Origin of the sequence: Sphingomonas sp. GCM10030256 (assembly GCF_042666415.1) — a bacterium.
Taxonomy (GTDB): Bacteria; Pseudomonadota; Alphaproteobacteria; order Sphingomonadales; family Sphingomonadaceae; genus Sphingomicrobium.
Genome location: NZ_JBHTDI010000001.1, coordinates 383800 through 407762 on the forward strand (window position 1 = coordinate 383800; position 23963 = coordinate 407762).

The window sequence follows — 23963 nt, forward strand, 5'->3', positions numbered from 1 at the left end:
TGACCGTGCCAGCCGTCCTATATAGGAGCCATGAATGCCCCTTCCACCGGACCGGTCGCAGCGGAGATGGCCCTGCGGCTACAAGTGCTCAGCCCAAGCCGGTTCGAGCTGATCGACGACAGCGAGAAGCATCGCGGCCATGGCGGCTACAATCCCGCCGGGGAATCCCACTTCACCTTGCGGATCGAGAGCGCCGCCTTTGACGGCAAGTCGCGGGTTGAGCGGCAGCGGATGATCTACAAGGCGCTCGGCGAGCTGATGGACGAGCGAGTCCATGCGCTGGCGATCCAGGCGAAGGCACCCGGCGAATGAACAACGACAGTTCCATCCTGATGAGCCTGGCCCCGGTCAGCCACGACCTCGGTGGGTTCAAGGTCCACCGCACCCTGCCGCACACGCTGCGAACGATGGTCGGGCCGTTCATCTTCTTCGACCAGATGGGGCCGGCGCGGCTCACCGCCGGCGAGGGGATCGACGTCCGCCCCCACCCGCACATCAACCTGGCAACCGTCACCTATCTATTCGAAGGAGCTATCGATCACCGGGACAGCCTGGGTACGTTCCAACGGATCGAGCCGGGCGCGGTCAACCTGATGACCGCCGGTCGCGGGATCAGCCATTCGGAACGCTCCCCGGCGGACGAGCGCAGCGGCGGCGCGGTGCTGGACGGCATCCAGACCTGGACCGCGCTTCCCCGCTCAAGCGAGGAGCAGGAGCCGGCGTTCGAGCACATCGCCGCTGACCGGCTGCCCGTTGTCGAGGGCGACGGCATTCGCCTGAACCTGATCATGGGCGAGGCCTTTGGCGCGCGGTCGCCCGTGACGCAGCACTCTCCGACCCTCTACGCCGCCATCGACCTGGCGCCCGGCGCCGCCATCGAGATCGAGCGGGAGGCGGACGAGCGCGCGGTGTACCTGCTTGAGGGCGCGGCGACGATCGACGGCATCCCGCTTGAGCCGCAAAACCTCGTGCTGCTCGCGCCGGGGCACCGCCCGGTGCTGCGCTCGGCCCTCGGTGCGCGGTTGATGCTGTGCGGCGGCGCGCCGATGGATGGCGAGCGGCATGTGTGGTGGAACTTCGTCTCCTCCAGCCGCGATCGCATCAACGAAGCCAAGCGCGCCTGGAAAGCCGGCGAGTTCGCGCTTCCGCCCGACGATCATGACGAGTGGATCCCGATCCCCGACGTGCCGAAGACGGTCAGCTATCCCTAACCGCTCCCCTTTGCGGAGCAGGTGAGTTACCCCTCCGTCATGCTCCCGCATGACATCTCCCCCCGGGGGGAGTAGCTGATCGGGATGCGCTTCGAGAAGCTTTCCCTCTCCACCGGCGTCACGCTGAACGTCGCGCTGGCCGGGCCTGCCGACGCGCCGCCCGTCATCCTGCTGCACGGCTTTCCCGAATCCCACCGTACCTGGCGCGGCGTGGCGCCCCTGCTCGAGGATCGCTTCCGCCTGATCATGCCGGATCAGCGCGGGTTTGGCGCGTCGGACATGCCGCAGGAGGTGGACGCCTACCGCACGGACACGCTGATCACGGACCTGTTCGCGCTGGCGGATGCGCTCGGCGTCGAGCGGTTCGCCCTGGTCGGCCATGACTGGGGCGGCGCGGTTGCATGGGCGGCGGTGATCAAGGGCAATCCGCGGATCGAGCGGCTCGCCATCGTCAACTCGCCCCACCCGGTGATCTTCCAGAAAAGCCTGATCGAGGATGCCGAGCAGCGCGCCGCGTCCCAGTACATCACCGCGTTCCGGGCGCCAGGGTTCGAGAAAGCGGTGGAGGCGATGGGCTGGGACAAGTTCTTCACGAAGAGCTTCTCCGGCCATGTCGACCTTGGCCTGATCCCTGACGCGGAGCGTGCCCAGTACATCGCCGAGTGGAGCCAGCCCGGCGCGCTGACCGCCATGCTCAACTGGTACCGCGCCTCGCACATGGTCGTCCCGCCGCCATCGGTGACCCTGCCGATTCCCGATTGGGTACTCGGCGCTTTCCCGACGATCCTCATCCCGACCCTGGTCGCCTGGGGGATGCGGGACAAGGCCCTGCTTCCGGTCCAGCTCGACGGGCTCGACCGGCTGGTTGCCGAACTGCGGATTGAACAAATCCCGGACGCGGGTCACTTCGTCCCGTGGGAGAAGCCGGACGCGGTGGCCGCGGCGCTCGGGTCTTTCCTTGCCGGCGAAGGCGCGGCATAGCGGGCGGCCTCATGACCAGTTCGACCCGCTCCCGCTCGCGCTCCGCCGCGAGGCTCGCTGCCGTTCAGGCGCTTTATCAGATCGAGATGGAGCCGCTGCCGCTGCCGCAGCTGCTGCACCAGTTCCACGAGCATCGGCTCGGCGAGACGATCGACGAAGCCACCCTGGTCGACGCCGAGGCGCAATTCTTCGACGACCTGGTGTCCGGCGTCCAGGCGAGGCGGCAGGAAATCGACGTGCTGATCACGGCCGCCCTTGCCGAAGGATGGAAGCTGGAGCGGCTCGACCGGCCCATGCGCGCCATCCTCCGCGCCGGGGTGTACGAGCTGCTCGCCCGCAAGGACGTGCCGGTGGGCACGGTGATCAGCGAATATCTCGACGTCGCCCATGCCTTTTACGACAAGAAGGAAGCGGCATTCGTGAACGGCCTGCTGGACGCGATCGCCAAGGATGCCCGCTGATCGTCATTGCGAGGAGCGCAGCGACGCGGCAATCCAGTACGTTCCAAGATACTGGATTGCTTCGCTCCGCTCGCAATGACCACTGAGACCGCCATCATCGAACGCCTTCGCGCGGTTGCGACGGACCCGGCGGCGCGCGGGTTGCGGGACGATGTGGCGGTGCTCGGCGACCTGGTGCTGACCCACGACAGCATTGCGGAGGGCGTGCATTACTTCCCCGCCGATCCGCCGGCGTCCGTCGGCTGGAAACTGGTGGCGGTGAACCTGTCCGACCTTGCCGCCAAGGGCGCAGAGCCCGTCGCGGCACTGCTGTCGCTGACGCTGACCGGTGACGAAGCCTGGGAGACCGCCTTCCTCACCGGGGTCGAGGCCGCGTGCGAAAGCTACGGCCTGCCGCTGGTCGGCGGCGACACCATCGCCCTCTCGCCGGGCGCGCCGCGAGTGCTTGGGCTGACCGCCATTGGGCGCGGTGGAGGCTCCATCCCGGCCCGCGGCGGCGGGCGGCCGGGGGATCGGCTATGGCTGGTCGGAACGGTGGGCGACAGCGCCGGCGGTCTCGCGCAACTGACGCAGGACACGCATGCGACCGGGCCCCTGGTCGACATCTACCGCCGCCCGGTGCCGCTGCTTGCGCCGGGCCGGGCACTGGCGCCGCATGCAACGGCAATGATGGACGTGTCCGACGGGCTGCTCATCGACCTCCAGCGGCTGTGCGAGGCGAGCGGCTGCGGGGCCGAGGTCCGGCTGGACGCCCTCCCGCTGTCCCGCGCCTTCATTGCCGAACGGGGACAGGACCGCCGCGCCCGGCTGTTCGCCGCAACCGGCGGCGACGACTACGCCCTGCTCGCCGGCCTGCCGGCGGAGTGCGACCCCTTAAGCCTTTCTTTACCTGAAGGGACCACGGTCACGCGGATCGGAACCCTGGTTGCCGGCGGCGGACTTGCGCTGGCCGATGCCGAGGGTCCGGTGCCGCTTCCGGAGGTGCTTGGCCATGAACATCGCTCATCCTGACCTGCGGCAATGGTGCATCGCTTGCCTGGGACTCGTGTCCGGCATGTCGGTTGCGTTGCTGCTAGCCTAGACAGCCTCCGTTCATCCCCTTACGCCTGCCGCGTTTTCTGTTTCGAAGACGCGTGAACAGGGGGATGTTCAGCTCATGACTTTGGTTCTCATTGCGATCGCCTGCGGGGTGATCGCGGTTGTCTACGGGATTGTGACCAGCGGCCAGGTGCTGCGGTCGCCGGCCGGCAATCAGCGCATGGTCGATATCGCCGGCGCCATCCAGGAAGGCGCGCAGGCCTATCTTGGTCGCCAATACACCACCATCGGCATCGTCGGCGTGGTCGTCGCCGTGCTGGTCGGCCTGTTCCTGGGGGTGATCCCGGCGATCGGCTTCGTGGTCGGCGCGCTGCTGTCCGGCGCGGCCGGCTACATCGGCATGAACATCTCGGTTCGTGCCAACGTCCGCACCGCCGAGGCCGCGCGCACGTCGCTGCAGGGCGGCCTCACCACCGCCTTCCGCTCCGGCGCGATCACCGGGATGCTGGTGGCCGGCCTCGCCCTGCTCGCCATCTCCGGCTTCTTCTATGTGCTGGTCGGAGTGATGGGCAACGAGCCCAATGAGCGGATCGTCATCGACGCGCTGGTCGCGCTGGCGTTCGGCGCATCGCTGATCTCCATTTTCGCCCGTCTCGGCGGCGGCATCTTCACCAAGGCCGCGGACGTCGGCGCCGACCTGGTCGGCAAGGTCGAGGCGGGAATTCCCGAGGACGACCCCCGCAACCCGGCGGTGATCGCGGACAACGTCGGCGACAATGTCGGCGATTGCGCCGGCATGGCGGCCGACCTGTTCGAGACCTATGTCGTGACGGTCGGAGCGACCATGGTCCTGACCGCGCTTCTGGTCAGCGGCACAACGGCTGAACTCACCGCCCTGATGGGTCTTCCGCTGCTGGTTGGCGGCGTGTGCATCATCACTTCGATCATCGGCACCTACATGGTCCGGCTCGGCAAGGGCCAATCGATCATGGGCGCGCTCTACAAGGGCTTCTGGACGACAGCGGCCCTGTCCGTCCCGGCGCTGTTCCTCGCCACCTGGTTCACGCTGGGCGATCTCAACACCGTCATCGGCGGACCCGAGGCGGCCGGCACCGACATTGCCGGCGCGACGGCTGAACAGACCGGCGGCTTCACCGGCTGGGACCTGTTCTTCTGCATGCTCATCGGCCTGGCGGTCACCGGTCTGCTGGTGTGGATCACCGAATATTACACCGGCACCAACTACCGCCCGGTCCGCTCAATCGCCAAGGCGTCGGAGACGGGTCATGGCACCAACGTCATCCAGGGCTTGGCGATCAGCCTGGAATCCACCGCGATGCCGACGATCGTGATCTGCGTCGCAATCATCTCCTCCTACCTGCTGGCCGGCCTGATCGGCATTGCCTTTGCGGCGACTGCGATGCTGGCGCTGGCCGGCATGGTGGTGGCGCTCGATGCTTATGGTCCGGTCACCGACAATGCCGGCGGCATTGCCGAAATGGCCGGCATGGAGGACGAGGTACGCCGCCGTACCGACGCGCTGGACGCGGTCGGCAACACCACCAAGGCGGTCACCAAGGGCTATGCGATCGGTTCCGCGGCCCTCGCCGCGCTCGTGCTGTTCGGCGCCTACACCACCGACCTCCAGGAGTTTTCGAGCGAGCTCGGCATTGCGCCCGGCTCGGTCGATTTCTCGCTGAGCAACCCATACGTGGTCGTCGGGCTGCTGCTCGGCGCGCTGCTGCCCTATCTGTTCGGGGCCATGGGCATGACCGCCGTTGGCCGCGCAGCGGGCGATGTGGTGCTGGACGTGCGTGAGCAGTTCCGCAGCAATCCGGGCATCATGGACGGCACCTCGCGGCCGAACTACGCCCGCACCGTCGATCTGGTGACCAAGGCCGCGATCAAGGAGATGATCGTCCCGTCCCTGCTGCCGGTGCTGGCACCGATTGTGGTCTACTTCTCGATCTCGGCGGTCGCCGGGCGCGAGCAGGGCTTTGCGGCGCTGGGTGCGCTGCTGCTCGGCGTGATCGTGTCGGGCCTGTTCGTCGCCATCTCGATGACGTCGGGCGGCGGTGCGTGGGACAACGCCAAGAAGTATATCGAGGACGGTAATTACGGCGGCAAGGGCAGCGAGGCCCACAAGGCCGCGGTGACCGGCGACACAGTCGGCGATCCCTACAAGGACACCGCCGGTCCGGCCGTCAACCCGATGATCAAGATCACCAACATCGTCGCCCTGCTGCTGCTCGCGGCGCTGGCGGGAGGCGGCGTGGCGGGCTGATTGCCTCGAGCACGAACTTGGAAAAGGACCCCGTCCGGCACGATGCCGCGGCGGGGTCTCTTTTTCCGACGGTTAAGCGTCGTGCCTGAACCGGGGCCGCCCACCCATTCGATACATCAACGCGCCCGCTGAGCTTGAGGCTGCGACTGGTAAGTCGTCGGTCGCTTCTGCGCCACCATCGGGAAGGTCTCGCCCCCGTGATAGGTCACGGTTCCGCACATGAAGTCGCCTCTGGCCGAGAGCCTGCCGTCGAACCGGACATCGCCTTCGGTCGACGCGACGATCATGTGGATGTTGTCTCCAGTCATCATTAGCTTGCGCAAGACAACGGGCGCGGTTCTCGCCGGGGCGAGCGACCCGCCATAGTCCGCACCGACGAAGCCGATCGACATCAGGCCGAAGCTGGGGGTGCCGCGGGGAACCATCAGAAAGTCCCAGTGCCCATGAAGGTTCGGAGCCTCGCCGTTGGCCCTGACGGGGCCCGGGTCACAGGTCACAGCGACCGAGGTTGGGGGCTTAGCAGCGAGAGCGGCAGGGGCAGCGAAGGCGGCGATCAGGGCAACCGTCATCGAGCACTTCATTTTCATTCTCCATGTGGGAGGAGCGGTGGGCGCTGATTGCGCCGGCGCAGTGCTCATCCATCTGCCCCGCCACCTCGACAACCGGGAATTTCGCAAATAGCCTTTGGCGCTTCGGAGATGCCGCGCAGATGCCGTTCACGACGCGCCAACGACTAGGCTGGCCCTTGGCGAGGCGCGCCGGTCCTGCGCTCGCTCTTGGAGTGCTGCTCGGGTTCGCAGGGCCGTTCGGAGGAGATCCACCCCTAAGCGCGCCGGTCCGTTACGCATTCTGGATGGGAATGGTGCTCGCGGGTTATGCCGCTGCGCTCGCGGCGGAAAAGCTCGTCCCTAGAACATCTGGTCTTCGCCCCGGGTTGCGCCTGGGTGCGGTGGTGATCGGCTCCGCATTGCCGCTCACCTTTGTCGCGGCTTGGGCCATCTCGCTGGTCCGGCCTGGTCACGCACTCGGTCCACTGCGGCTCTTGGCCTTGTTCGGCCCCGTGGTTGTCGTCCAGCTCGCGATAGTCTTCACTCTGCTGCGCTCGCCGCGTGCTCCGCTCCTGCCGCCGTCGCCGGAAGGCAGGACGAGATCCGGCGCGTCCACGCAGGCTCTGCTTTGGCGCTTGCCGAACCGGTTGGGCAAACAGATCATCGCGCTGGAGGCCGAGGATCACTATCTTCGGGTCCACACGACCTTGGGTTCGGATCTTGTCTTGATGCGCCTGTCGGATGCCATCGCCGCGATTGGACCCGATGTGGGTTTCCAGGCGCACAGGAGCTGGTGGGTGGCTCACGAAGCGGTGGCCGAATGCCTCAGGTCCCAGCAGCGAACTTACCTCAAGTTGACCAATGGGCAGCTGGTACCGGTAGGTCGCACCTACTCAGCTGCTGTGCGCTCGAGAACCGCCCATCATACGGTTGGAGCCTAGCCTCCGCCGTCACCTTCGCCCCACCTCGTCCGGTGCTCGCATTTGCGCAGAGAAGAGGTCACCGGTCCTCGCCGCCTGCCCGATCAAACTACGCCGAGGTAATTGGATTGGATCAGGAAGGCAGTCACGGCGAAGCTGGCGAACGCTAGCGCCAATGGCCGTTCGGCCAGCCGGTCTGCCAGCGCTGTCAGGGTCAGGCGTTCGGATCGAACGGGACGCTGTGTCGACTTGCGGTCCTTACAGCCGAGGTCTCCGTTCATGCGAACACCGAACGCGTGAAGAACAACTGATGGATGGTCACCAGCGTAGCGAAAGTCGCAAAGGTCGTCAGTGCCATGACGGCGTAAATGCGCGCTGTCAGTCCCGTGGCGCTTGGCGACGGTGGAGCTGAGCGGTCTGCTTCCGTGCCCGCGCGAGCGGCGTCAGCGGACTTAGGCACGGACGACACTCGACAGCTGGCTCGGCGCGGCCTGCGCAGGTCCTACGGCGGCACCGACGGTCACACTGCTCATTACGAGCGCGGCGCAAAAAGCGACAATGGTTGGGCTTGCCAGCGCGTGAAACATGGTCTGAGATCCTCTTGTGAAAACTGCACCGTGCAGTTCCTCCGGGATCTATCCACGAAACGTGCCAAACCCGGAAAAGCGCCAATTGTGGTCGCAACATCGGGCGTTAACGGGGCGTCGAATGGCTACCACGACCAAGGTTCGGCGTAACTTCCTAAGCACCGTTCGTGCGTGCGGAGCCGACACGTCGAGCGTCTGCGCAGGGTGGGAAGCGGAACGGCTGCCTTCGGGTGAGCGCAGGTAGATAGCCGACGCTCGTTCATGCGGAGCGGATGCGGGCTACAGCGGCTGTTCGCGTCCAAGGTGAACGATCAGCCTCTTTCCTCGCTCATCTAAATGGCTTCCGCACTTCCGCCAAACTCGCCGCCAGCTCGTCCTTGCGAAAAGGCTTGGTAAGGCGTGGCAGATCGGGGGCGATGCCTTCGCTCTCGGCGTATCCGGAGACGATCAGCACAGGGAGGTCAGGACGGAGGGCGCGAGCCTCGCGAGCGAGGTCCGTGCCATTCATCCCGGGCATCAAATGGTCAGTCACGAGCAGGTCAAACGATCCACTGCTGCGCTTGAACAGGCGTAACGCCTCCTCTGCAGACGAGGCCTCCACGACCCGATATCCAACATCAGCGAGCATGTCGGCAGTGCTGAGGCGGACCAGATCCTCGTCGTCCACCAGCAGGGCAGTGCCTCGTCCAGCCTCCACTCCACCTTCGGCAGGCGATGGGGGCGCCACCGCATCCAACTCGGCCCCGGCGGTACTTATCGGTAGCCAGAGCTCAACATTGGTGCCGACGCCGAGGCGACTTCTGATGGTCAGCGCGCCGCCGAGCTGAGAGGAGAGGCCGTGGACCATTGACAGGCCCAGACCGGTACCTTTGCCGACCCCCTTCGTAGAGAAGAAAGGCTCGATCGCACGGGCAAGCGTCGCCTCGTCCATCCCGGTGCCCGTATCGGCAACCGAGAGGCGGATGTAGCGGCCAGCAGGTAGCGCTGAGGGATGATCCTCTCCGACCCGCTCGGCATTGGCCGAGATGCGCAGCGTGCCGCCCGTTGGCATCGCGTCGCGTGCGTTCACCGAAAGGTTCAGGAGCGCCATTTCAAGCTGGTTAGGATCGGCCATGGCGAGCGGGAGGTCTTCGGCGGTCTCGACTGCCACCCGAATTTGAGGCCCCGTCGTGCTCGTCACGAGTTCGCCCATCCCTGCGACGAGCTTTGCGATATCGACCGGCACTGCCTGAAGCGGCTGACGACGGGCGAAGGCGAGCAGGCGCTGCACCAATGTCCTTGCCCGCTCGGCCGACTGCATCGCGCCGGCGATCAGCCTCTGCTCGCGCTCTCCGCCGAGCTTCTTGTGCTGGAGGAGATCAAGGCTCCCGACGATTGGAGTAAGCAAGTTGTTGAAGTCGTGAGCGACGCCGCCGGTGAGCTGGCCCATCGCTTCCATCTTATGGCTCTGGCGCAGCGCCTCCTCCGCCATCACCTGGCGGGTGACATTGCGGCTCGAGCCAATCAGCCGAACGACATGCCCACCTGCGTCGCGCATCGGTACGAGCGAGGTATCCCAGTGCTGCGGATCGCCACTGAAATCAAAAACTTCGCGATACATGTGAACGACGCCAGTCTCGACGACGTGACGGTAGGTTTTTAGCACCTGCTGCGCGAGTTCGGCGGGCAGAAGCTCCGCGACCCGTTTGCCGCGGATCTCGTCCGACCGGAAGCCAAGAGCAGCTTCGTGAGCCGGATTGACCTGCTCGACGCGAAAATCACCTTGTGGATCTACCTCGACCACGAACAGTGCTTCAGGGCTGTTCTCGAAGTAGGCGCGATATAAGGCGTCGGCATCGCGCCTTGCCGCCTCGGCCTCGGCAAGGCGCTGCTGCTCGCGCACTCGGTCAGTGACGTCGTAGACAAACTGATAGGCGCCCATCTGCGTGCCTGCCGCATCGCGCAGCACATGGTACTTCATCTCGTAGCTACGACGCTCCCGGCTTGGCTCTCCGAATTCGCCGACCGCCGTGAATGCTTCACCGGCAAGCGCCCTCGACCACACGGCTTGGACGGCGGCTTGGTGCTCAGGTAAATGGGCCAGCGCATCGAGCATCGATTCACCAACCTTGGGCCGGACGCCGTAGATGCGCTCAAATTCCTGGGCGGCGGCAGGGTTGATCGCGAGCCACCGGAAATTGGCGTCGGCGACCTGCACGAAGGCGTCCGTGGTTTCGACCAGGTCGGCGAGGACCTTTCGCTCAGCTAGTGCCTCGGCAATCCGCTGCTCAAGCGTCCCGTTGAGCTCTCGCAGGCGCTGCTCGGCAACACGGCGGTCATGGATGTCGGTCGAAGCGCCGTACCAACGAACAATTCTGCCGCTGTCGGGGTCGCGGTAAGGCTCGCCCCGAACTAGGAACCAGCGATATTCACCGTCCGCCGAGCGGATCCGGTGCTCAAGCTCGTAGGTCGTGCCAGTTCGCCGTGCCTCGTCGAAGACCTTCATGGTCCGAGCCGTATCATCAGGATGCACGTAGCGCTCCGCGACGTCACGGGCGGTGATGGGCTCAACTGGCGCGCCGGTATATTCATACCAATGGCGATTGAAGAACTCGTTGCCCCCCTCGGCGTCAGTGATCCAGATGATCTGCGGCGCGGCATCCGCCATTAGGCGGAACTTCTCCTCGCTTTCACGTAGTGCCGCCTCGGCGTTGCGCCGTTCGTCGATATCGATGACCGAGCCGACATAGCCGAGGAACTCGCCGGATGGGCCGAAGCGCGGCGCAGCGGCGTCAATCGCCCAGCGATAGCTGCCGTCAGCGCGGCGCAGGCGATATTCGACCCGGAAAGGACTCTGTGTGGCATTCGCCTCGAGGAAGACGCGCTCGGCCATTTCCCTGTCGGCGGGGTGGGTCGCCTCGAGCCAACCGAAGCCCTCGGCCTCCTCGGCCGTCTGACCGGTGAACTCGTACCAACCTCGGTTCAGATAGGTGCAATAGCCGCTCTCGTCGGTGACCCACATCATCACAGGCGCATGGTCGGCCATGTTGCGGAAGCGTGTTTCGCTCTCGCGCACCGCCCGCTCGGCGAGCACCTGACCGGTCGTTTCCGTGCACGCGCAGAACATGCCGGCCACATTGCCGGTCTCGTCACGGACCGGCGAGTAGGAGAAGGTGAACCAGGTCTGCTCGTCATAGCCGTGCCGGTTCATAAGCAGCGGCAGGTTTTCACGAAAGCTCGCTTCGCCGGCGAGCGCGGCGTCAACCAGTGGCGAGATGTCGGGCCAGATCTCAGCCCAAATGTCGTGGAACGGCCTTCCGAGTGCCTGCGGATGCTTGTCGCCGAGGATCTCGGAATAGGAATCGTTATAAAGGAAGCCGAGCTCTGACCCCCAAGCGACGAACATCGGGAATCCCGAGTTCAGCATGAGGCTGACCACCGATTGAAGCGACTTCGGCCAAGACTCGGGCGGTCCAAGCGGAGAGTTCGACCAATCGTGGGCCCGCATCATCGCGCCAGTCATGCCGCCGTCGATGAGGAAAGTGGAGTTCGCTGCGTGGGAGAGCTTCGCCAATTTCGATTCTTTCCGTCACGCAACAGCACCCGCACGATGCGATCGAGGCGTAGCGCATCGGCGAGCAGCCGTCATGGGGGAGGGATTCTCATGCAAGGAATTTTTCCCCGGACGTCGGCGGCATGGTCGGGCTTGGCGGAATCCACTTCAAACCTGCCGCCCAGAGACCCGACCTTCCTTATGGCATCTGCTCATGTCCAGGCCTGACCTTGTGAACATTCCCCCGCACGCAGGGAGCGCCGCTCCACGGTTCGCAAAGTAAGCAGGGGCTGTTGTCAGCTTCGGCCAATGCAAAGCCATAAGCTGAGAGCCGGTACCCTAGCGCCGCTCACCCTCGCTTGACTGGCGAGCCGCCGCATAAGCACTGCCCGGAAGCCAGGAGGGCCAGTTGACCCCGTCGGCCACCATCCGTCCGACCCGGTAGGCGGCGAGCGCCTCCTGGGCGGTTCCCGCGAAGGTCCAGCTGTCGCTGAACTCGTCGCACGGTTGGTGGTAGCAACGCACATTATAAGCACCGACAATCTGCTGCCCGGCCTTCGTCCCTCCAACCTTGAGGTCCCGGCCTGCCCGAAACGCAAGCGCGGGCACGCCGCGTTGGGCAAAGGGGAAGTGGTCAGACCGGAAATACCAGCCGGCCTCGGGGCTGGGCTCGGGATCGACCCGGAGACCTTGCTCGCGTGCCGCCTTGACGAGCAGGCTCTCGAGGTCGGTCTGCCCGGGCCCGATGAGCTCGAGGTTGCGGGCAGCTGGCAGCACCACATGCGGGTCGAGGTTGATGACCGCCGCAGTGCGCGTCAGGGGATAGAGCGGGTGCTGAGCGTAATATTCTGCTCCGAGCAGCCCCTTCTCCTCGGCCGTCCAGGCGGCGAATACGACCGAGCGGGCCGGCCGCTTGCCGGCTGAGAAGGCTCGCGCCACCTCCAGCAGTTCGGCTGTGCCGGTCGCATTATCGACCGCCCCGTTGCGGATCGCGTCGCCACTCCGGTCGGGGCCGTTGTGCCCGTTGGCGTCCCAATGCGCGCCGTAGAGGAGGAACTCGTTTGGCCTTTCCGCTCCCCGCAGGATGCCGACAACGTTGTGGCTGACGACCTCCTTGGCGCTGTTGGTAGCGGAAACGCTGACCGTCCCGTCTAGCGGAAAGGCCCTAAACGCCGCCGAGCGCGCCCGCTGCTTCAATGCCGGAAGCGTTAAGCCCATTCGCGCAAGGATCGGCAAGATCGCGGGCCCGCGTACGATCCCGCTGAACTGAAGTGGGTTGGGCTTGAGCGGCGCATAAGAAAAGCTCGGCACGCGGATGCTGTTGCCCGCTTGGGAATAGGGCCAACTGTAAGCCGCGGTCTCATGGATGAAGAGCACGCCAGCCGCGCCTGCCTTGGCCGCCGCCGCTGCCTTGGTGCCGCCGCGCCCACCGAACACCAGGGCGCGCCCGCCAAACCCTAGGTCCTTGCCGCCCTCCAGGTCGGGGTCCCCAGCAAGCATGATGACCACCTTGCCCTTGACCTCCACTCCCTGGAATGCGTCCCAACCACGTGCCGGATCGGGTGCCCCCCAACCCGCAAAAACGAGGGGGACGTTGGAGAGGCTCGTCACACCCGCATTCGTCGGATTGATGTCGAGATCGGGTCCATCGCGAAGCACCGTGGCCCGTCCACGAGCGCGGATGGTCGCCGTCGCGCCTGGAGCCGTGTCGAGCCGCACCAACGGAACCTTCTGAAACCAGCCGCCGTCCTCACCACCAGGTGCCAAGCCTGCCGCTGCCATTTGCTTGGCAAGGTATTCGATTGTGGCCACTTCCCCTTTCTCGCCCGGTCCTCGTCCGGCGAAGGCATCAGAGGACAGGGTGCGCACATCAGCCTTGATCCGCGCGGGAATGATCGGGCCAGCAGCGGCGAGGGTCAGGGCAGCCAGGGCCAACAGGACAATGCGCATGTCCGCACGATGACGGCTCGGACGTGCCCTGCCAAGCTCTTGATGGCAGACCACAAGAACGGTGCCGAGCAATAGTATCGGATTCACTGACGAACCGCTCGGTGGCGCCAGACGGCTCCTCAGCAATCTTGCATTGGCGTCTGCTCAGCCGGCTCGATCACCCTCGAGCGGACGGTCCGCTCCCGGCGAACTCTTGCCCGCAGTTAGCACCGCTCGCGAACGGCGCTGAAGTTGATCCCTGGCCAGTCCTGCTGGAAGCGCCCGAACTCCCAGGAGTTGCGCATCAGCAGTACGGGTTCGTTGTCCTGGTCGTCCGCCATGGTCGAGCGAAGCGTCTCCATCAGCTTCTTGAGCAGCGCGGGATCATCCGAACGAACCCAGCGCGCCACTTCGTAGGGCGAGGGCTCAAAGTCGAGCGAGACCCCATATTCCTGATCCAGACGGGTCTGCAGGACATCAAGTTGCAGTTCGCCGATTACCCCGATGATCCATTGAGAGCCAATCACCGGCTTGAACAGGCGGATCACGCCTTCCTCGGCGAGATCAGACAGTCCCCGCCGCATTTGCTTGACCTTCATCGGATCGCCAAGCCGCACTCGCCTCAGGATCTCCGGCGCGAAGTCCGGTAGCCCGGTGAACGTCACGTCGCCTCGCTCGGTCAGCGTATCGCCGACCCGCAGGGTGCCGTGGTTCGGGATGCCGACAATGTCGCCGGCAACGGCTCCATGTGCAAGTTCGCGGTCGCGAGCGAAGAAGGTGATCGGGTTGTGCAGGGCCATGGGCTTGCCATTCCGGCTGTTCAGCACTTTCATGCCCCGCTGGAGCTTTCCGGAGCAGATCCTGACGAATGCGACCCGGTCGCGGTGATTAGGATCCATGTTCGCCTGTACCTTGAACACAAAGCCGGTGAGCCGCGGCTCATCGGGTGTCACTGGAGCGGGTCTGGCCGGCTGCGCCTGCGGCGGCGGTCCATCATTGGCAAGAATATCCAGGAGCTGCTCGACCCCGAAGCTTTTGAGTGCGCTGCCGAAGATGACGGGCGTGAGATCGCCCTGCCGGAAGGCATGGAGATCGAAGGCGGGATAGGATGCAAAGGCCAGCCCGCCCTCTTCGCGCAGGCTCTCGGCGGCAGCTGCCGGGATGGCCTCGGCAATGGCCGGATCATCGGTGCCGTTGGTCTCGATCCATCGTCCGGGAACGACACCGTCGCTGCGGTCAGCGACCAGAAGTTGACGCCGTCTGAGATCGTACAGGCCGTGGAAGAGCCCGCCGATCCCGGTCGGCCAGTTCTGTGGGCTGACATCCAGCTGGAGAACCTCGGCAATCTCGTCGAGGAGCGCGAACGGACTGAGCCCCTCCCGATCCACCTTGTTGATGAAAGTGACGATCGGGACGTTGCGCAGTCGGCAGACCTCGAACAGCTTGCGCGTCTGCGGCTCGATGCCCTTGGCGGCGTCGATGACCATGATCGCACAATCGACTGCGGTCAGGGTCCGGTAAGTGTCTTCGGAGAAGTCCTGGTGCCCCGGTGTGTCCAGGAGATTGAAGAGGATGTTCGATCGCTGGAAAGTCATGACAGAGCTGGTGACCGAGATGCCGCGCTGCTGCTCGATCTTCATCCAGTCGGACCTCGCGCGGCGGCGATCCCCACGCGCCTTCACTTCTCCAGCTTCGTGGACCGCACCGGCGGCCTGCAGGAGGCTCTCGGTCAGCGTCGTCTTGCCGGCGTCAGGGTGCGAGATGATGGCGAACGTCCGGCGCTCCAGATCGCTGAAGGGCGGGGGATCGAAAGTGGACTGGTCCGTGCTCGCGGGAACGCATTCGCTGCGCGTTGCTTCTTCGAAATTCAAGTTGGGCTCCTGCCCGGCCATGGTCTGGCCGCGTGATTCTTCTGCGCTCGCTTACGGCAAGGACGCGCTTGTGCGAAGCGCAGGAGTCGCGTGCCAACTGAGAGCTGGAGCTGGGGAACGTCCCGGGCGCGGAGGAGGTTGGCCGCGGGAGCCGGCGTAGCGGGCTGGCCCAACCGCACGGGTGAGAAGAAAGGCCCGCCCCGGAACCCGTGTCCGCCAGAACCGCCGGGTTGCGCGGCGGCCCACCGCAACTGCTGCTCAAGCCGCGCTTGAACAATAGGACTTCACCTGCTTGCGTGCCATGCGGCTCGACCGCTTGGCTCTTTCTCAACACTGGTCCTCACCACCGCGGAAGCAGCTCGTCACCGTGAACATTGTGAACATTCGCCGCTCAGCCGGCTCCCTGCCCTGCTTCCCTTTTCGCCCTGCTCCGGCTAAGCCGCGCCCGATTTTGTCTCTTCAACACCAAGGAATTGCATGGCCAAGGAAGAACTTCTCGAGATGCGCGGGCGGGTGGTCGAGCTGCTGCCCAACGCCATGTTCCGCGTCGAGCTCGAGAACGGCCATGAGATTCTCGGCCACACCGCCGGCAAGATGCGCAAGAACCGCATCCGCGTGCTGACCGGGGACGAGGTGCTGGTCGAACTGACGCCCTACGACCTCACCAAGGGCCGGATCACCTACCGCTTCATGCCCGGCCGCGGAGGCCCTCCCGGCTATAACGGCTAGGCCCCTGCCGTGCGGCTGATCCTCGCCTCGGCGAGTCCGCGGCGGCTGGACCTGCTTGCCCGCATCGGCGTCGTTCCCGATGCCGTGCTCCCCGCCGACATCGACGAGAGCGTGCCCGCCGACGAGCTGCCGCGGGTCCATGCGCTACGGCTGGCGCAGGAGAAAGCGGCGGCGGTCGCGGCTGAGCAGTCGGACGCACTGGTCCTCGCCGCCGACACGGTTGTCGCGGTTGGCCGTCGAATCCTCCCCAAGGTGGAGGATGAAGCCACCTTGCGTTCCTGCATGAAGCTGCTGTCCGGCCGCCGCCACCGGGTGATGACGGGAGTCGCACTGGCTGCGCCCGGCGTTCCGGTGCGAAGCCGGCTGGTCGAAACCGCCATCGTGATGAAGCGGCTCTCCGCCGAAGAGATCGCCTATTATGCGAGCCACGGCGAATGGCGCGGCAAGGCCGGCGGCTATGCGCTCCAGGGCTATGGCGAGGTCTATGTCCGCCACATCGCCGGGAGTTACTCCAACGTCGTCGGCCTGCCACTCGCCGAGACCCGGGTGATGCTCAAGGCCGCGGGCTATCCGCTTGCCTGAATGGTGGGTCGAGCGCGGGATCGGCGAGACCCGCGCGGCGCTGGTTGAAGGCGGCCGGATCGTCGAAAGCCTGGTCGAGCTCGACGGCGGTTTCCGCGCCGGGGAGCGGGTCGCCGCCCGCCTGGGCAGCATCGGGCAGAACGGGCGCAATGCGATCGCTCGAACGACGGAGGGCCGCGAAATCCTGCTGCCAAGCCGTCCGACCGGAGTGTCCGAGGGGTCGGCGCTGACGGTGGAGATCACGCGTGAGGCGATCCCCGGGCACGAGCCGTGGAAGCGCCCGATCGGACGGACGGTGGATGGATCGGCCTCGTCCGTCCCGCCGCTTGAAGCGCGCCTTGGCGGTAGGCTGCTCCCCTTCCCGCCCTCGCCTGGCGATCCGCTGGGCGAGGCGGGCTGGTCCGATCTGCTGGCCGAGGCCGCAAGCGGGCTGGTCGACTTTGCCGGCGGGCGGTTGCGCCTGTTCCTCACCCCGGCGATGACGCTGATCGATGTCGATGGCGTCCTCCCGCCGGACGAGCTGGCGAGCGCGGGAGCCGCAGCAGCGGGCCAGGCGATCCGCCGCCTCGGCATTGCCGGGTCGATCGGCATCGATCTTCCCACCACGCGCGGCAAAGCGGCGCGAGCGGCGGCAGCTGAGGAGTTGGACCGGGCGCTTAGGGGAACCCAGTTCGAACGGACGGGCGTGAACGGCTTCGGCTTCGTTCATCTGATCCGCCCGCGCCGCCGTCCTTCGCTGCTGGAGCTATATGGCGAGCCGGTTGCGGCCGAGGCGCGGGCATTGCTGCGCCGGGCCGGGACAGCCGGCTTCGGTCCCGCCCGGCTGGCAGCGCACCCGCGGGTCGTCGCCCTCCTCGGGGAGAACCTTGGCTGGCTGGAGCAGCTTGCCGTGCAGCGCGGCGGAGCCGTCACCTTGCGCCCGGACGAAATGCTCGCCATCTCCGCAGGGCATGTCGAACCCGCCTGATCCCAAGACCAAGCCGTGCCCGCTGTGCAATCGGCCCGCTGCCCCCGACACTGCCCCGTTCTGCAGCCGTGGATGCAAGGATCGCGACCTGCTGCAATGGCTTGGCGACGGCTACCGCATCCCCGGTCCGCCAGCGGACGTCGGGCTGGACAGCGATGAGGGCGCTCGTTAGGGGAGCCTTCCCGACGCGGACCGGAGCCGCGCAGCGAGGGCCCAGGTAGCTCAGTTGGTAGAGCATGCGACTGAAAATCGCAGTGTCGGCGGTTCGATCCCGTCCCTGGGCACCATGCCTTGGCCTTCCCGGCTGTCCCTAGAATTCGACAAACGGCCGATTTCCGCGATGGGCTACACCCCTTTGCGCTGAACACGACCGCTATCGGTGCTATGTTATAGCCGTAACGACTCGCCGGGGGAGGCGGTTATGCGGTCTGGGGAACACCATGAATGCCGGCTGCTCGACGAGCTGAAGGAGTTCGCGAGCTTCACCACCGCGGAGCAACGCTACATCCGGTGCTCGCTGGAGGTTTCCACCGCACGCGCCGATGCCACCGAGCATTGGGCACGCGGTCCTGGAGAGGCGGCGGAGATCGGACGGCAGGCCAAGGTCTATGCCGACATCGAGCGCATCCGGTCACTCATCCCGGTTGGGCTTGACGAAGAGGATGCTTCCGCACTGCTCGGTCCGCTGATCGTCATGTCCGCCTTCGATCTGGAGCGGGGCAAGTTCAGCAGCTTTGCCGCTTATCGCTTCCTGTACGAGCGGCTGATCGGCCCGGCGGTGCGCCCGTGGCTGGTTAGCGCCTTTGCGGCGGCGGCGGCGTTGCCGTCGATCCATCCGGAGCTTCGGGCCGAGCTGTTCGCCTCGCTGCGGTGCGAGCACCTCGCAGCTGCCGGCTGGTCGGCACGCGAGCCGATCTTCTTTCCCGAATGGATTGAAAAGGTGCCGGTCGCGTCCTGAGGCTAGTGTAGCCCGAACAGGCTCAAGCTGCGGCGGCCTCCGGCTCGCCCGTCAGCCCGCCTTCATCGACATCCGCTTCCGTCTCGCTGGCGACGCCTTGTTCCAGCGCCTGTTCGTCGGCCGCCAGTTCCGCCGCATCTTCGGGAAGGATACCGAACCGGCCCGCCACGTCCGGCGCGAAGCGGAGCAGGTCGGGGCGCAGCTTGATGATCGACACGTCCTTGGACTTGCCCTCCATCATCACGTCGAACTCCAATCCTTCCGCCATGCGCATGAAGGTCGCGAACTCGAACGGATTGGTGAAGTCGCTGTGGCCCGTCCAGATCGGCGGCAGCAACACCGTCACCCGCGCCGTCGCCTTGACCGGAGCCTTGGTCAGCGCCGTGGACTTGCTCGCCCTGCCCGCTCTCGCCGCCGCGCGCTGCTTGGGCGTGATCTGGCGCTTGACCTCGCGCATCTCGGTCCTCGGCGAGGAGAAATGGATCTTCGGCCTCGCGCTGTGGCCCCAGGTGGCCAGGAATTTTTCAAGCGTGTCGCGCATGTCCAGCCGCTCGGGATTGAGGCACCAGAAGTGCTGGTAATCGAACACGCAGCGCACTCCGCAACGCTCCTGGATCCACAGGACGTCGGCGGCGGAGAAGCGGATGTCGTCATTCTCCAGCACCAGTCGGCGCTTCACATGCTCCGGACACTGATCGTAGCCTTCGATCCAGCGCGCACGGCTTTCCTCCCGGTTCCCATAGACCCCGCCGACATGCGTCACGAGCACCGCCTCGGGACCGCAACCCATGCGGTCGAGCATCTCGGCCTGGCTCGACAGGTCCCAGATCGACTTCTTCGTGAGCTCCGGATCCGGGCTGTTGAGCAATACGTATTGGGAGGGATGGAAGCTCAGGCGGATACCGAGTTCGCGCGCCTTGCGGCCGAACGCCGCCAGCTCAACATCGCTTTCCCCGACCATGGCGTGGAACTGCGGCATGTCCGGGTGAGTGGCATAGGGAGCCAGGTCCGAGCTCAGCCGGTACATGCGAATGTCGACCGTGTTCAGATAGTCCAGGATCTCCGACACATATTCCAGGCTGGTCTTGAGGTGCGGGTCCTTCTGCCAGCGGCGGGTGTCGTTGGACTTGAGATCCGGGCGCCCCATCACCTTGACCGGAAAGCCGAGGCGGAGGGGCGTATCGGGAGCGCTCATGCGATCTGTTCCTCCGGGAAGCCGAGGGCGACAACGAACCGGTTCCACTGCTCGTGGCCGCCGTCCCGCTCCGGCGCGGCTTTCGGGACTGCATGCATCGCCATGGAGCCTCCAACGGGCAACTCGGCGCTTCGCTCCGCAACCTTTGGTTGACGACGCCGTTCGCCTGAAGCCACCCATCTGGAGGAATGAACAATGATCACCCGCTCGGCGCGCGCGCGTTATGAAGGCATGGGCAAGACCGGCAAGGGCTGGGTTTCCACCCAGTCGGGCGTGCTTCAGGATCAGCGCTACGGCTTCAACACCCGGTTCGAGAACGAGCCCGGCACCAATCCGGAGGAACTGATCGCCGCGGCGCATGCGGGCTGCTTCACCATGGCGCTCAGCTTCCGCCTGGCTGGCGCCGGGGTCGAGAACGGGACGCTTGAGACGGAGGCGCGGGTCAAGCTCGAGCAGGACGGAGCGGGGTTCAAGGTGACCCGGTCGGACCTTCGCCTGACCGCCTCGGTGCCCGGCGTGGACGAGGGCAAGCTGCGGCAGCTGGCGGAAGAGGCCAAGGCCAATTGCCCGATTTCCAAGCTGCTCAATGCCGAGATGACGCTGGAAGTGGAGGTCCGCTGACGCTTTCGGTTGCGTGAGTTGAAGGTGCTGGCCATGGCTCCTGGTCGATGAGCCAGGCCGACACCGAACGCGACGAGAAGATTGCCGGCCTGGCGCTGATGGCGGCGGCGGCGGCGGCGCTGCTGGTCGCCAACTCGCCGCTGGCAGCCTCGTACCAGGGCCTGCTTCACCTCAAGCTGGGCCCGCTCGATGTCCACCACTGGATCGCCGACGGGCTGATGGCGCTGTTCTTCCTGTTGGTCGGGCTGGAGGTGAAGCGCGAATGGTTCGCCGGACGTCTGGTCACGCCCGCGCAGCGGCGGCTGCCGATCCTCGCCGCCGCGGCCGGGATGGCGGTTCCCGCGCTCATCTACCTGTTGGTAGCCGGTGGCGAGCCTGGCCTCAGTCGTGGCTGGGCCGTCCCGGCGGCAACCGATATCGCCTTTGCATTGGGGGTGTTGGCGCTGCTCGGCAGCCGAGCCCCCGCCTCGCTGAAGCTGCTGCTAGTCACCATTGCGATCATCGACGACATTGGCGCGGTGGTGGTGATCGCACTGTTCTATACCGCCGACCTCCATCCCGGCCCGTTGGCCGCCGCGGCCGCGATCCTGGCCCTCATGGGCGCAATGAACCTATTCGGGGTGCGCCGCCTGTGGCCCTACCTGTTCGGCTTCGCAGCCCTGTGGGTCGCGGTGCACGAATCCGGCATCCACGCGACCATCGCTGGCGTTCTCGCCGCCTTGACCGTACCGCTCGGCAAAGGCGAGGCGCGCTCCCCGCTGAAGGTGCTTGAGCATCGATTGCACAAGCCGGTGATGCTCGGCGTCGTCCCGCTGTTCGGCTTCGCCAGCGCCGGGGTCGCGTTCAGCGGTTTGGACGCAATCCTCAGCCCCCTGCCACTCGGGATCGCGCTTGGCCTGTTCCTGGGTAAGCAGATTGGCGTCGTCGGCGCGGTCCATCTGGCCCACCGCAGCGGCCTTGCCCCCAAGCCGGACAGCGTCACCTGGCGGCAGGTGCACGGCGCGGCGCTGCTGTGCGGGATCGGCTTCACCATGAGCCTGTTCATCGGCGCGCTCGCCTTCGGCGATCCGGCGCTGGTTGACCAGGCCAAGATCGGGACCCTGTTGGGTTCGCTTGCGTCGGGGATCGCGGGCTTCCTTGTCCTTCGCACCGCGCCTCCGCTACCAAGCAGCGAGGCCGATCGCAGCGAGGCGCTGAAGATCTTCGGCGAGGACCAGGGAAGGACCACTGCTTGACCCGTTTCCACCGCTGGATCTCGGCGATCCTCCTTCCCCTGACGCTTGCGGCCTGTGCCACCGCCGCTGCTCCGCGCGACAGCCTCGATGCGATCGCTCGCGATTATGTCCGGCTGCAGCTCGCGATCGGGGAGAAGGAAGAAGGCTATATCGATGCTTACTATGGCCCGGACGAGCTGAAATCCGAGGGCAAGGCGCTTGGCGCCGCCTCCTCGCTCCCGCAGTTGGCTTCGAAGGTCGACGCCCTTCAGGCCCGCCTCGCCGCGGCAGCTGCTGCCGAACCGCGCCGCACCGCCTTCCTGCAGGCGCAGCTGACCGCCGCCAGGACCCGCCTGCGGATGCTAGGCGGCGAAAAGCTGAGCTTCGAGGAGGAGGCGGTCGGGCTGTTTGCGGTGCGGCCGGAGCTGAAGCCGCTCACCGCCTATGACCCGGTGCTCGCGCGGATCGACAATCTTGTCCCCGGCCAAGGGCCGCTGTGGCAGCGGGTAGATGCGTTCCAGGACCGCTTCACCATCCCCAAGGAGCGGCTGAAGCCGGCATTCGACGCCGCAATCGCGGAGTGCCGCACACGAACGATGCGTCACATGACCCTGCCGCCGACCGAGACATTCGCAATGGCCTTTGTCACCGGCAAGAGCTGGTCCGGCTACAATTATTATCAGGGCGACTTCGCCAGCAAGATCGAGATCAACACCGACCTGCCGATCCGCATCAGCCGCGCCGTCGACCTCGGCTGCCATGAAGGCTACCCCGGCCACCACGTGCTGAACGTGCTCCTGGAGCAGAGGCTGGTGCGCGGGCGCGGGTGGATCGAGCATAGCGTCCAGCCGCTGTTCTCGCCGCAATCGATCATTTCCGAAGGCTCGGCCAATTACGGCATCGACCTGGCGTTCCCGGGGCCTGAGAAGCTCGCCTACGAAGTGCGGGCGCTCTACCCTCTCGCCGGATTGCCGGTGGCGGACGCGGCGCGGTACGACGCGCTGTTGACCGCGCTGCGCGACCTCGGCGGAGCTCGTTTCACCATCGCCCGCGAGTTCCTGGAAGGCCGGGTACCGGAGGCTGAAGCCGTAGCGCTCACCCAGAAGTACCAGCTGGTGAGCGAGGCGCGAGCCAGGCAGTCAATTGCTTTCACCAAGCAATATCGCACCTACGTCATCAACTATGGCCTGGGCCGCGACATGGTGCAGGCGGATGTCGACAGTCACGGCCCGGACCAGGCGGCCAAGTGGCGGCGGATGGAGCAGATATTGTCGGAGCCGACCCTTCCGTCGGACCTGCGGGCGCGCTGATGCGCTGTTTCTGGGACGAGCAGCAGCGGCTGCACGCCCCGGCCACGGAATTCTTCAATGGCGCGCTCCACCCGGCTGCGGAGCATCCCGGCCGCGTCGACTCGATCCTGTCGCCGATCGGTCCGACCGAAACGCCGCAAGATCATGGCCTCGAGCCGATCCTTGCCGCCCACGATCCCGCCTACGTCGAGTTTTTGCGCACCGCCCACGCCGAGTGGCTGGCGGCAGGACGGGCCGGCGACGCCCTGCCCTATGCCTTTCCGGTTCAGCGCCGGAAAATGGCGCTCGATCGGATTGACGCGCGGCTCGGGCGCTACAGTTACGATACTTGCACGCCGATCGGCCCGGGCACGTGGGAAGCCGGCTATTGGGCCGCGCAGACGGGCTTGTCCGCGCTGGCCGCGGTCCAAGCGGGCGCGAACGCCTTTGCCCTGACCCGCCCGCCGGGCCATCACGCCGGACCCGATTACATGGGCGGCTATTCCTACCTGAACACAGCCGCGGTCTGCGCACTTTCGGCGGGACAGCGCGCCGCGATCCTCGATGTGGATTACCACCACGGCAACGGCACCCAGGACATTCTGGCCGAGCGCCAGGGCATTCACTTCGCTTCGATCCACGCCGATCCGCGGCACGACTATCCATTCTTCTGGGGTCATGCCGATGAAAGCGGCGGCAACCTCCTCAACCTGCCCCTTCCGCGCGGAACCGATTGGCGCAGCTATGAGCCCGCCTTGGTCCGATCGCTGGAGTGGCTAAGCGAGGGATCGCCAGAGCTGCTGATCGTCAGCTTCGGCGCGGATACCTACGCAGGAGACCCGATCAGCCACTTTGCGCTGGAGACTGGCGATTACACGCGCATGGCAAGGCACATCGCGGAGCTCGGCTTGCCGACGCTGATCGTCATGGAAGGCGGCTATGCAATCGAGGCGCTCGGCGCCAACGTTGCGAACTTCCTCAGCGGCTTCTGATCAGTTCGACCTGCGCCGCTCGCCGGGGTTGCACAGCCAAGCCAACACTTCGCC

Annotated in this window: 22 protein-coding genes and 1 tRNA gene; 17 read left to right on the top strand and 6 right to left on the bottom strand. The window is 65.9% G+C overall.

Annotated features, from left to right (window positions below; all coding sequences use genetic code 11):
• The first annotated feature begins 30 nt into the window (after nt 1-30).
• The 6 genes from ACFQPG_RS01780 (at nt 31) to ACFQPG_RS01805 (ending at nt 5975) form a co-directional block, all read left to right on the top strand.
• Nucleotides 31-312, top strand: coding sequence for a BolA family protein (locus tag ACFQPG_RS01780; RefSeq protein WP_380809777.1), 282 nt, complete (start codon nt 31-33; stop codon nt 310-312).
• A complete protein-coding gene (locus tag ACFQPG_RS01785) occupies nt 309-1211 on the top strand; it encodes a pirin family protein (protein ID WP_380809779.1) in 903 nt (300 codons plus the stop codon). Before ACFQPG_RS01780 ends, ACFQPG_RS01785 begins: the two co-directional genes overlap by 4 nt.
• Before the next feature lie 84 nt (nt 1212-1295).
• Entirely contained in the window at nt 1296-2192 is an 897-nt protein-coding gene (locus ACFQPG_RS01790) for an alpha/beta fold hydrolase (protein ID WP_380809780.1), read from the top strand.
• Nucleotides 2193-2203: 11 nt separating this feature from the next.
• On the top strand, nt 2204-2653 hold the full coding sequence (nusB, locus tag ACFQPG_RS01795) for a transcription antitermination factor NusB (RefSeq protein WP_380809782.1): 450 nt from the start codon (nt 2204-2206) through the stop codon (nt 2651-2653).
• Between the two features lie 75 nt (nt 2654-2728).
• A complete protein-coding gene (gene thiL / locus ACFQPG_RS01800) occupies nt 2729-3664 on the top strand; it encodes a thiamine-phosphate kinase (protein WP_380809784.1) in 936 nt (311 codons plus the stop codon).
• A gap of 145 nt (nt 3665-3809) precedes the next feature.
• Entirely contained in the window at nt 3810-5975 is a 2166-nt protein-coding gene (locus ACFQPG_RS01805) for a sodium-translocating pyrophosphatase (RefSeq protein ID WP_380809786.1), read from the top strand.
• A 116-nt stretch (nt 5976-6091) separates the two neighbouring features.
• On the opposite strand, the gene ACFQPG_RS01810 is transcribed toward ACFQPG_RS01805, so the two are convergent.
• Nucleotides 6092-6544, bottom strand: a complete 453-nt coding sequence (locus ACFQPG_RS01810; protein WP_380809788.1) for a hypothetical protein — start codon at nt 6542-6544, stop codon at nt 6092-6094.
• Nucleotides 6545-6756: 212 nt separating this feature from the next.
• Here ACFQPG_RS01810 and ACFQPG_RS01815 point away from each other — a divergent pair, with 212 nt between their 5' ends.
• Nucleotides 6757-7464: a LytTR family DNA-binding domain-containing protein gene (locus tag ACFQPG_RS01815; protein ID WP_380809789.1), complete on the top strand. Its 708-nt coding sequence runs from the start codon at nt 6757-6759 to the stop codon at nt 7462-7464.
• An 83-nt stretch (nt 7465-7547) separates the two neighbouring features.
• On the opposite strand, the gene ACFQPG_RS01820 is transcribed toward ACFQPG_RS01815, so the two are convergent.
• The 4 genes from ACFQPG_RS01820 to ACFQPG_RS01835 all read right to left on the bottom strand — a co-directional run bounded on the left by ACFQPG_RS01820 (nt 7548) and on the right by ACFQPG_RS01835 (nt 15278).
• Complete coding sequence (locus ACFQPG_RS01820; protein ID WP_380809791.1) at nt 7548-7724, bottom strand: hypothetical protein; 177 nt, start codon at nt 7722-7724, stop codon at nt 7548-7550.
• 634 nt (nt 7725-8358) lie between these two features.
• Complete coding sequence (locus ACFQPG_RS01825; protein ID WP_380809793.1) at nt 8359-11583, bottom strand: PAS domain S-box protein; 3225 nt, start codon at nt 11581-11583, stop codon at nt 8359-8361.
• Between the two features lie 318 nt (nt 11584-11901).
• Entirely contained in the window at nt 11902-13512 is a 1611-nt protein-coding gene (locus ACFQPG_RS01830) for a M28 family peptidase (protein ID WP_380809795.1), read from the bottom strand.
• A gap of 203 nt (nt 13513-13715) precedes the next feature.
• Nucleotides 13716-15278, bottom strand: a complete 1563-nt coding sequence (locus ACFQPG_RS01835) for a peptide chain release factor 3 (protein WP_380811669.1) — start codon at nt 15276-15278, stop codon at nt 13716-13718.
• A 561-nt stretch (nt 15279-15839) separates the two neighbouring features.
• On the opposite strand from ACFQPG_RS01835, the gene infA reads away from it, so the two are divergent.
• The 6 genes from infA to ACFQPG_RS01865 all read left to right on the top strand — a co-directional run bounded on the left by infA (nt 15840) and on the right by ACFQPG_RS01865 (nt 18598).
• A complete protein-coding gene (gene infA / locus ACFQPG_RS01840) occupies nt 15840-16091 on the top strand; it encodes a translation initiation factor IF-1 (RefSeq protein WP_029941555.1) in 252 nt (83 codons plus the stop codon).
• 9 nt (nt 16092-16100) lie between these two features.
• Nucleotides 16101-16673, top strand: coding sequence for a Maf family protein (locus tag ACFQPG_RS01845; protein ID WP_380809796.1), 573 nt, complete (start codon nt 16101-16103; stop codon nt 16671-16673).
• A complete protein-coding gene (locus ACFQPG_RS01850; protein WP_380809798.1) occupies nt 16666-17640 on the top strand; it encodes a ribonuclease in 975 nt (324 codons plus the stop codon). The genes ACFQPG_RS01845 and ACFQPG_RS01850 overlap by 8 nt, the downstream gene beginning before the upstream one ends.
• Nucleotides 17624-17812 carry a DNA gyrase inhibitor YacG gene (locus ACFQPG_RS01855; protein WP_380809800.1) on the top strand — a complete coding sequence of 63 codons (189 nt, stop codon included), beginning with the start codon at nt 17624-17626 and terminating at the stop codon, nt 17810-17812. Before ACFQPG_RS01850 ends, ACFQPG_RS01855 begins: the two co-directional genes overlap by 17 nt.
• 39 nt (nt 17813-17851) lie before the next feature.
• Nucleotides 17852-17927, top strand: a tRNA-Phe gene (locus tag ACFQPG_RS01860).
• A 134-nt stretch (nt 17928-18061) separates the two neighbouring features.
• The gene (locus ACFQPG_RS01865; protein WP_380809802.1) at nt 18062-18598 is read left to right on the top strand and encodes a hypothetical protein; all 537 of its coding nucleotides are present in this window, start codon (nt 18062-18064) and stop codon (nt 18596-18598) included.
• Nucleotides 18599-18620: 22 nt separating this feature from the next.
• On the opposite strand, the gene uvsE is transcribed toward ACFQPG_RS01865, so the two are convergent.
• Nucleotides 18621-19793, bottom strand: a complete 1173-nt coding sequence (gene uvsE / locus ACFQPG_RS01870; protein WP_380809804.1) for a UV DNA damage repair endonuclease UvsE — start codon at nt 19791-19793, stop codon at nt 18621-18623.
• A gap of 195 nt (nt 19794-19988) precedes the next feature.
• Between uvsE and ACFQPG_RS01875 the strand changes: the two genes are divergently transcribed.
• From ACFQPG_RS01875 to ACFQPG_RS01890, 4 genes are read left to right on the top strand one after another with little or no spacing between them, the layout of a single operon-like run.
• A complete protein-coding gene (locus ACFQPG_RS01875; protein ID WP_380809806.1) occupies nt 19989-20414 on the top strand; it encodes an OsmC family protein in 426 nt (141 codons plus the stop codon).
• Between the two features lie 47 nt (nt 20415-20461).
• A complete protein-coding gene (nhaA, locus tag ACFQPG_RS01880) occupies nt 20462-21649 on the top strand; it encodes a Na+/H+ antiporter NhaA (RefSeq protein ID WP_380809808.1) in 1188 nt (395 codons plus the stop codon).
• A complete protein-coding gene (locus ACFQPG_RS01885; RefSeq protein ID WP_380809810.1) occupies nt 21646-22938 on the top strand; it encodes a hypothetical protein in 1293 nt (430 codons plus the stop codon). Before nhaA ends, ACFQPG_RS01885 begins: the two co-directional genes overlap by 4 nt.
• Nucleotides 22938-23909, top strand: a complete 972-nt coding sequence (locus ACFQPG_RS01890; protein ID WP_380809812.1) for a histone deacetylase family protein — start codon at nt 22938-22940, stop codon at nt 23907-23909. The genes ACFQPG_RS01885 and ACFQPG_RS01890 overlap by 1 nt, the downstream gene beginning before the upstream one ends.
• Nucleotides 23910-23963: the final 54 nt, after the last annotated feature.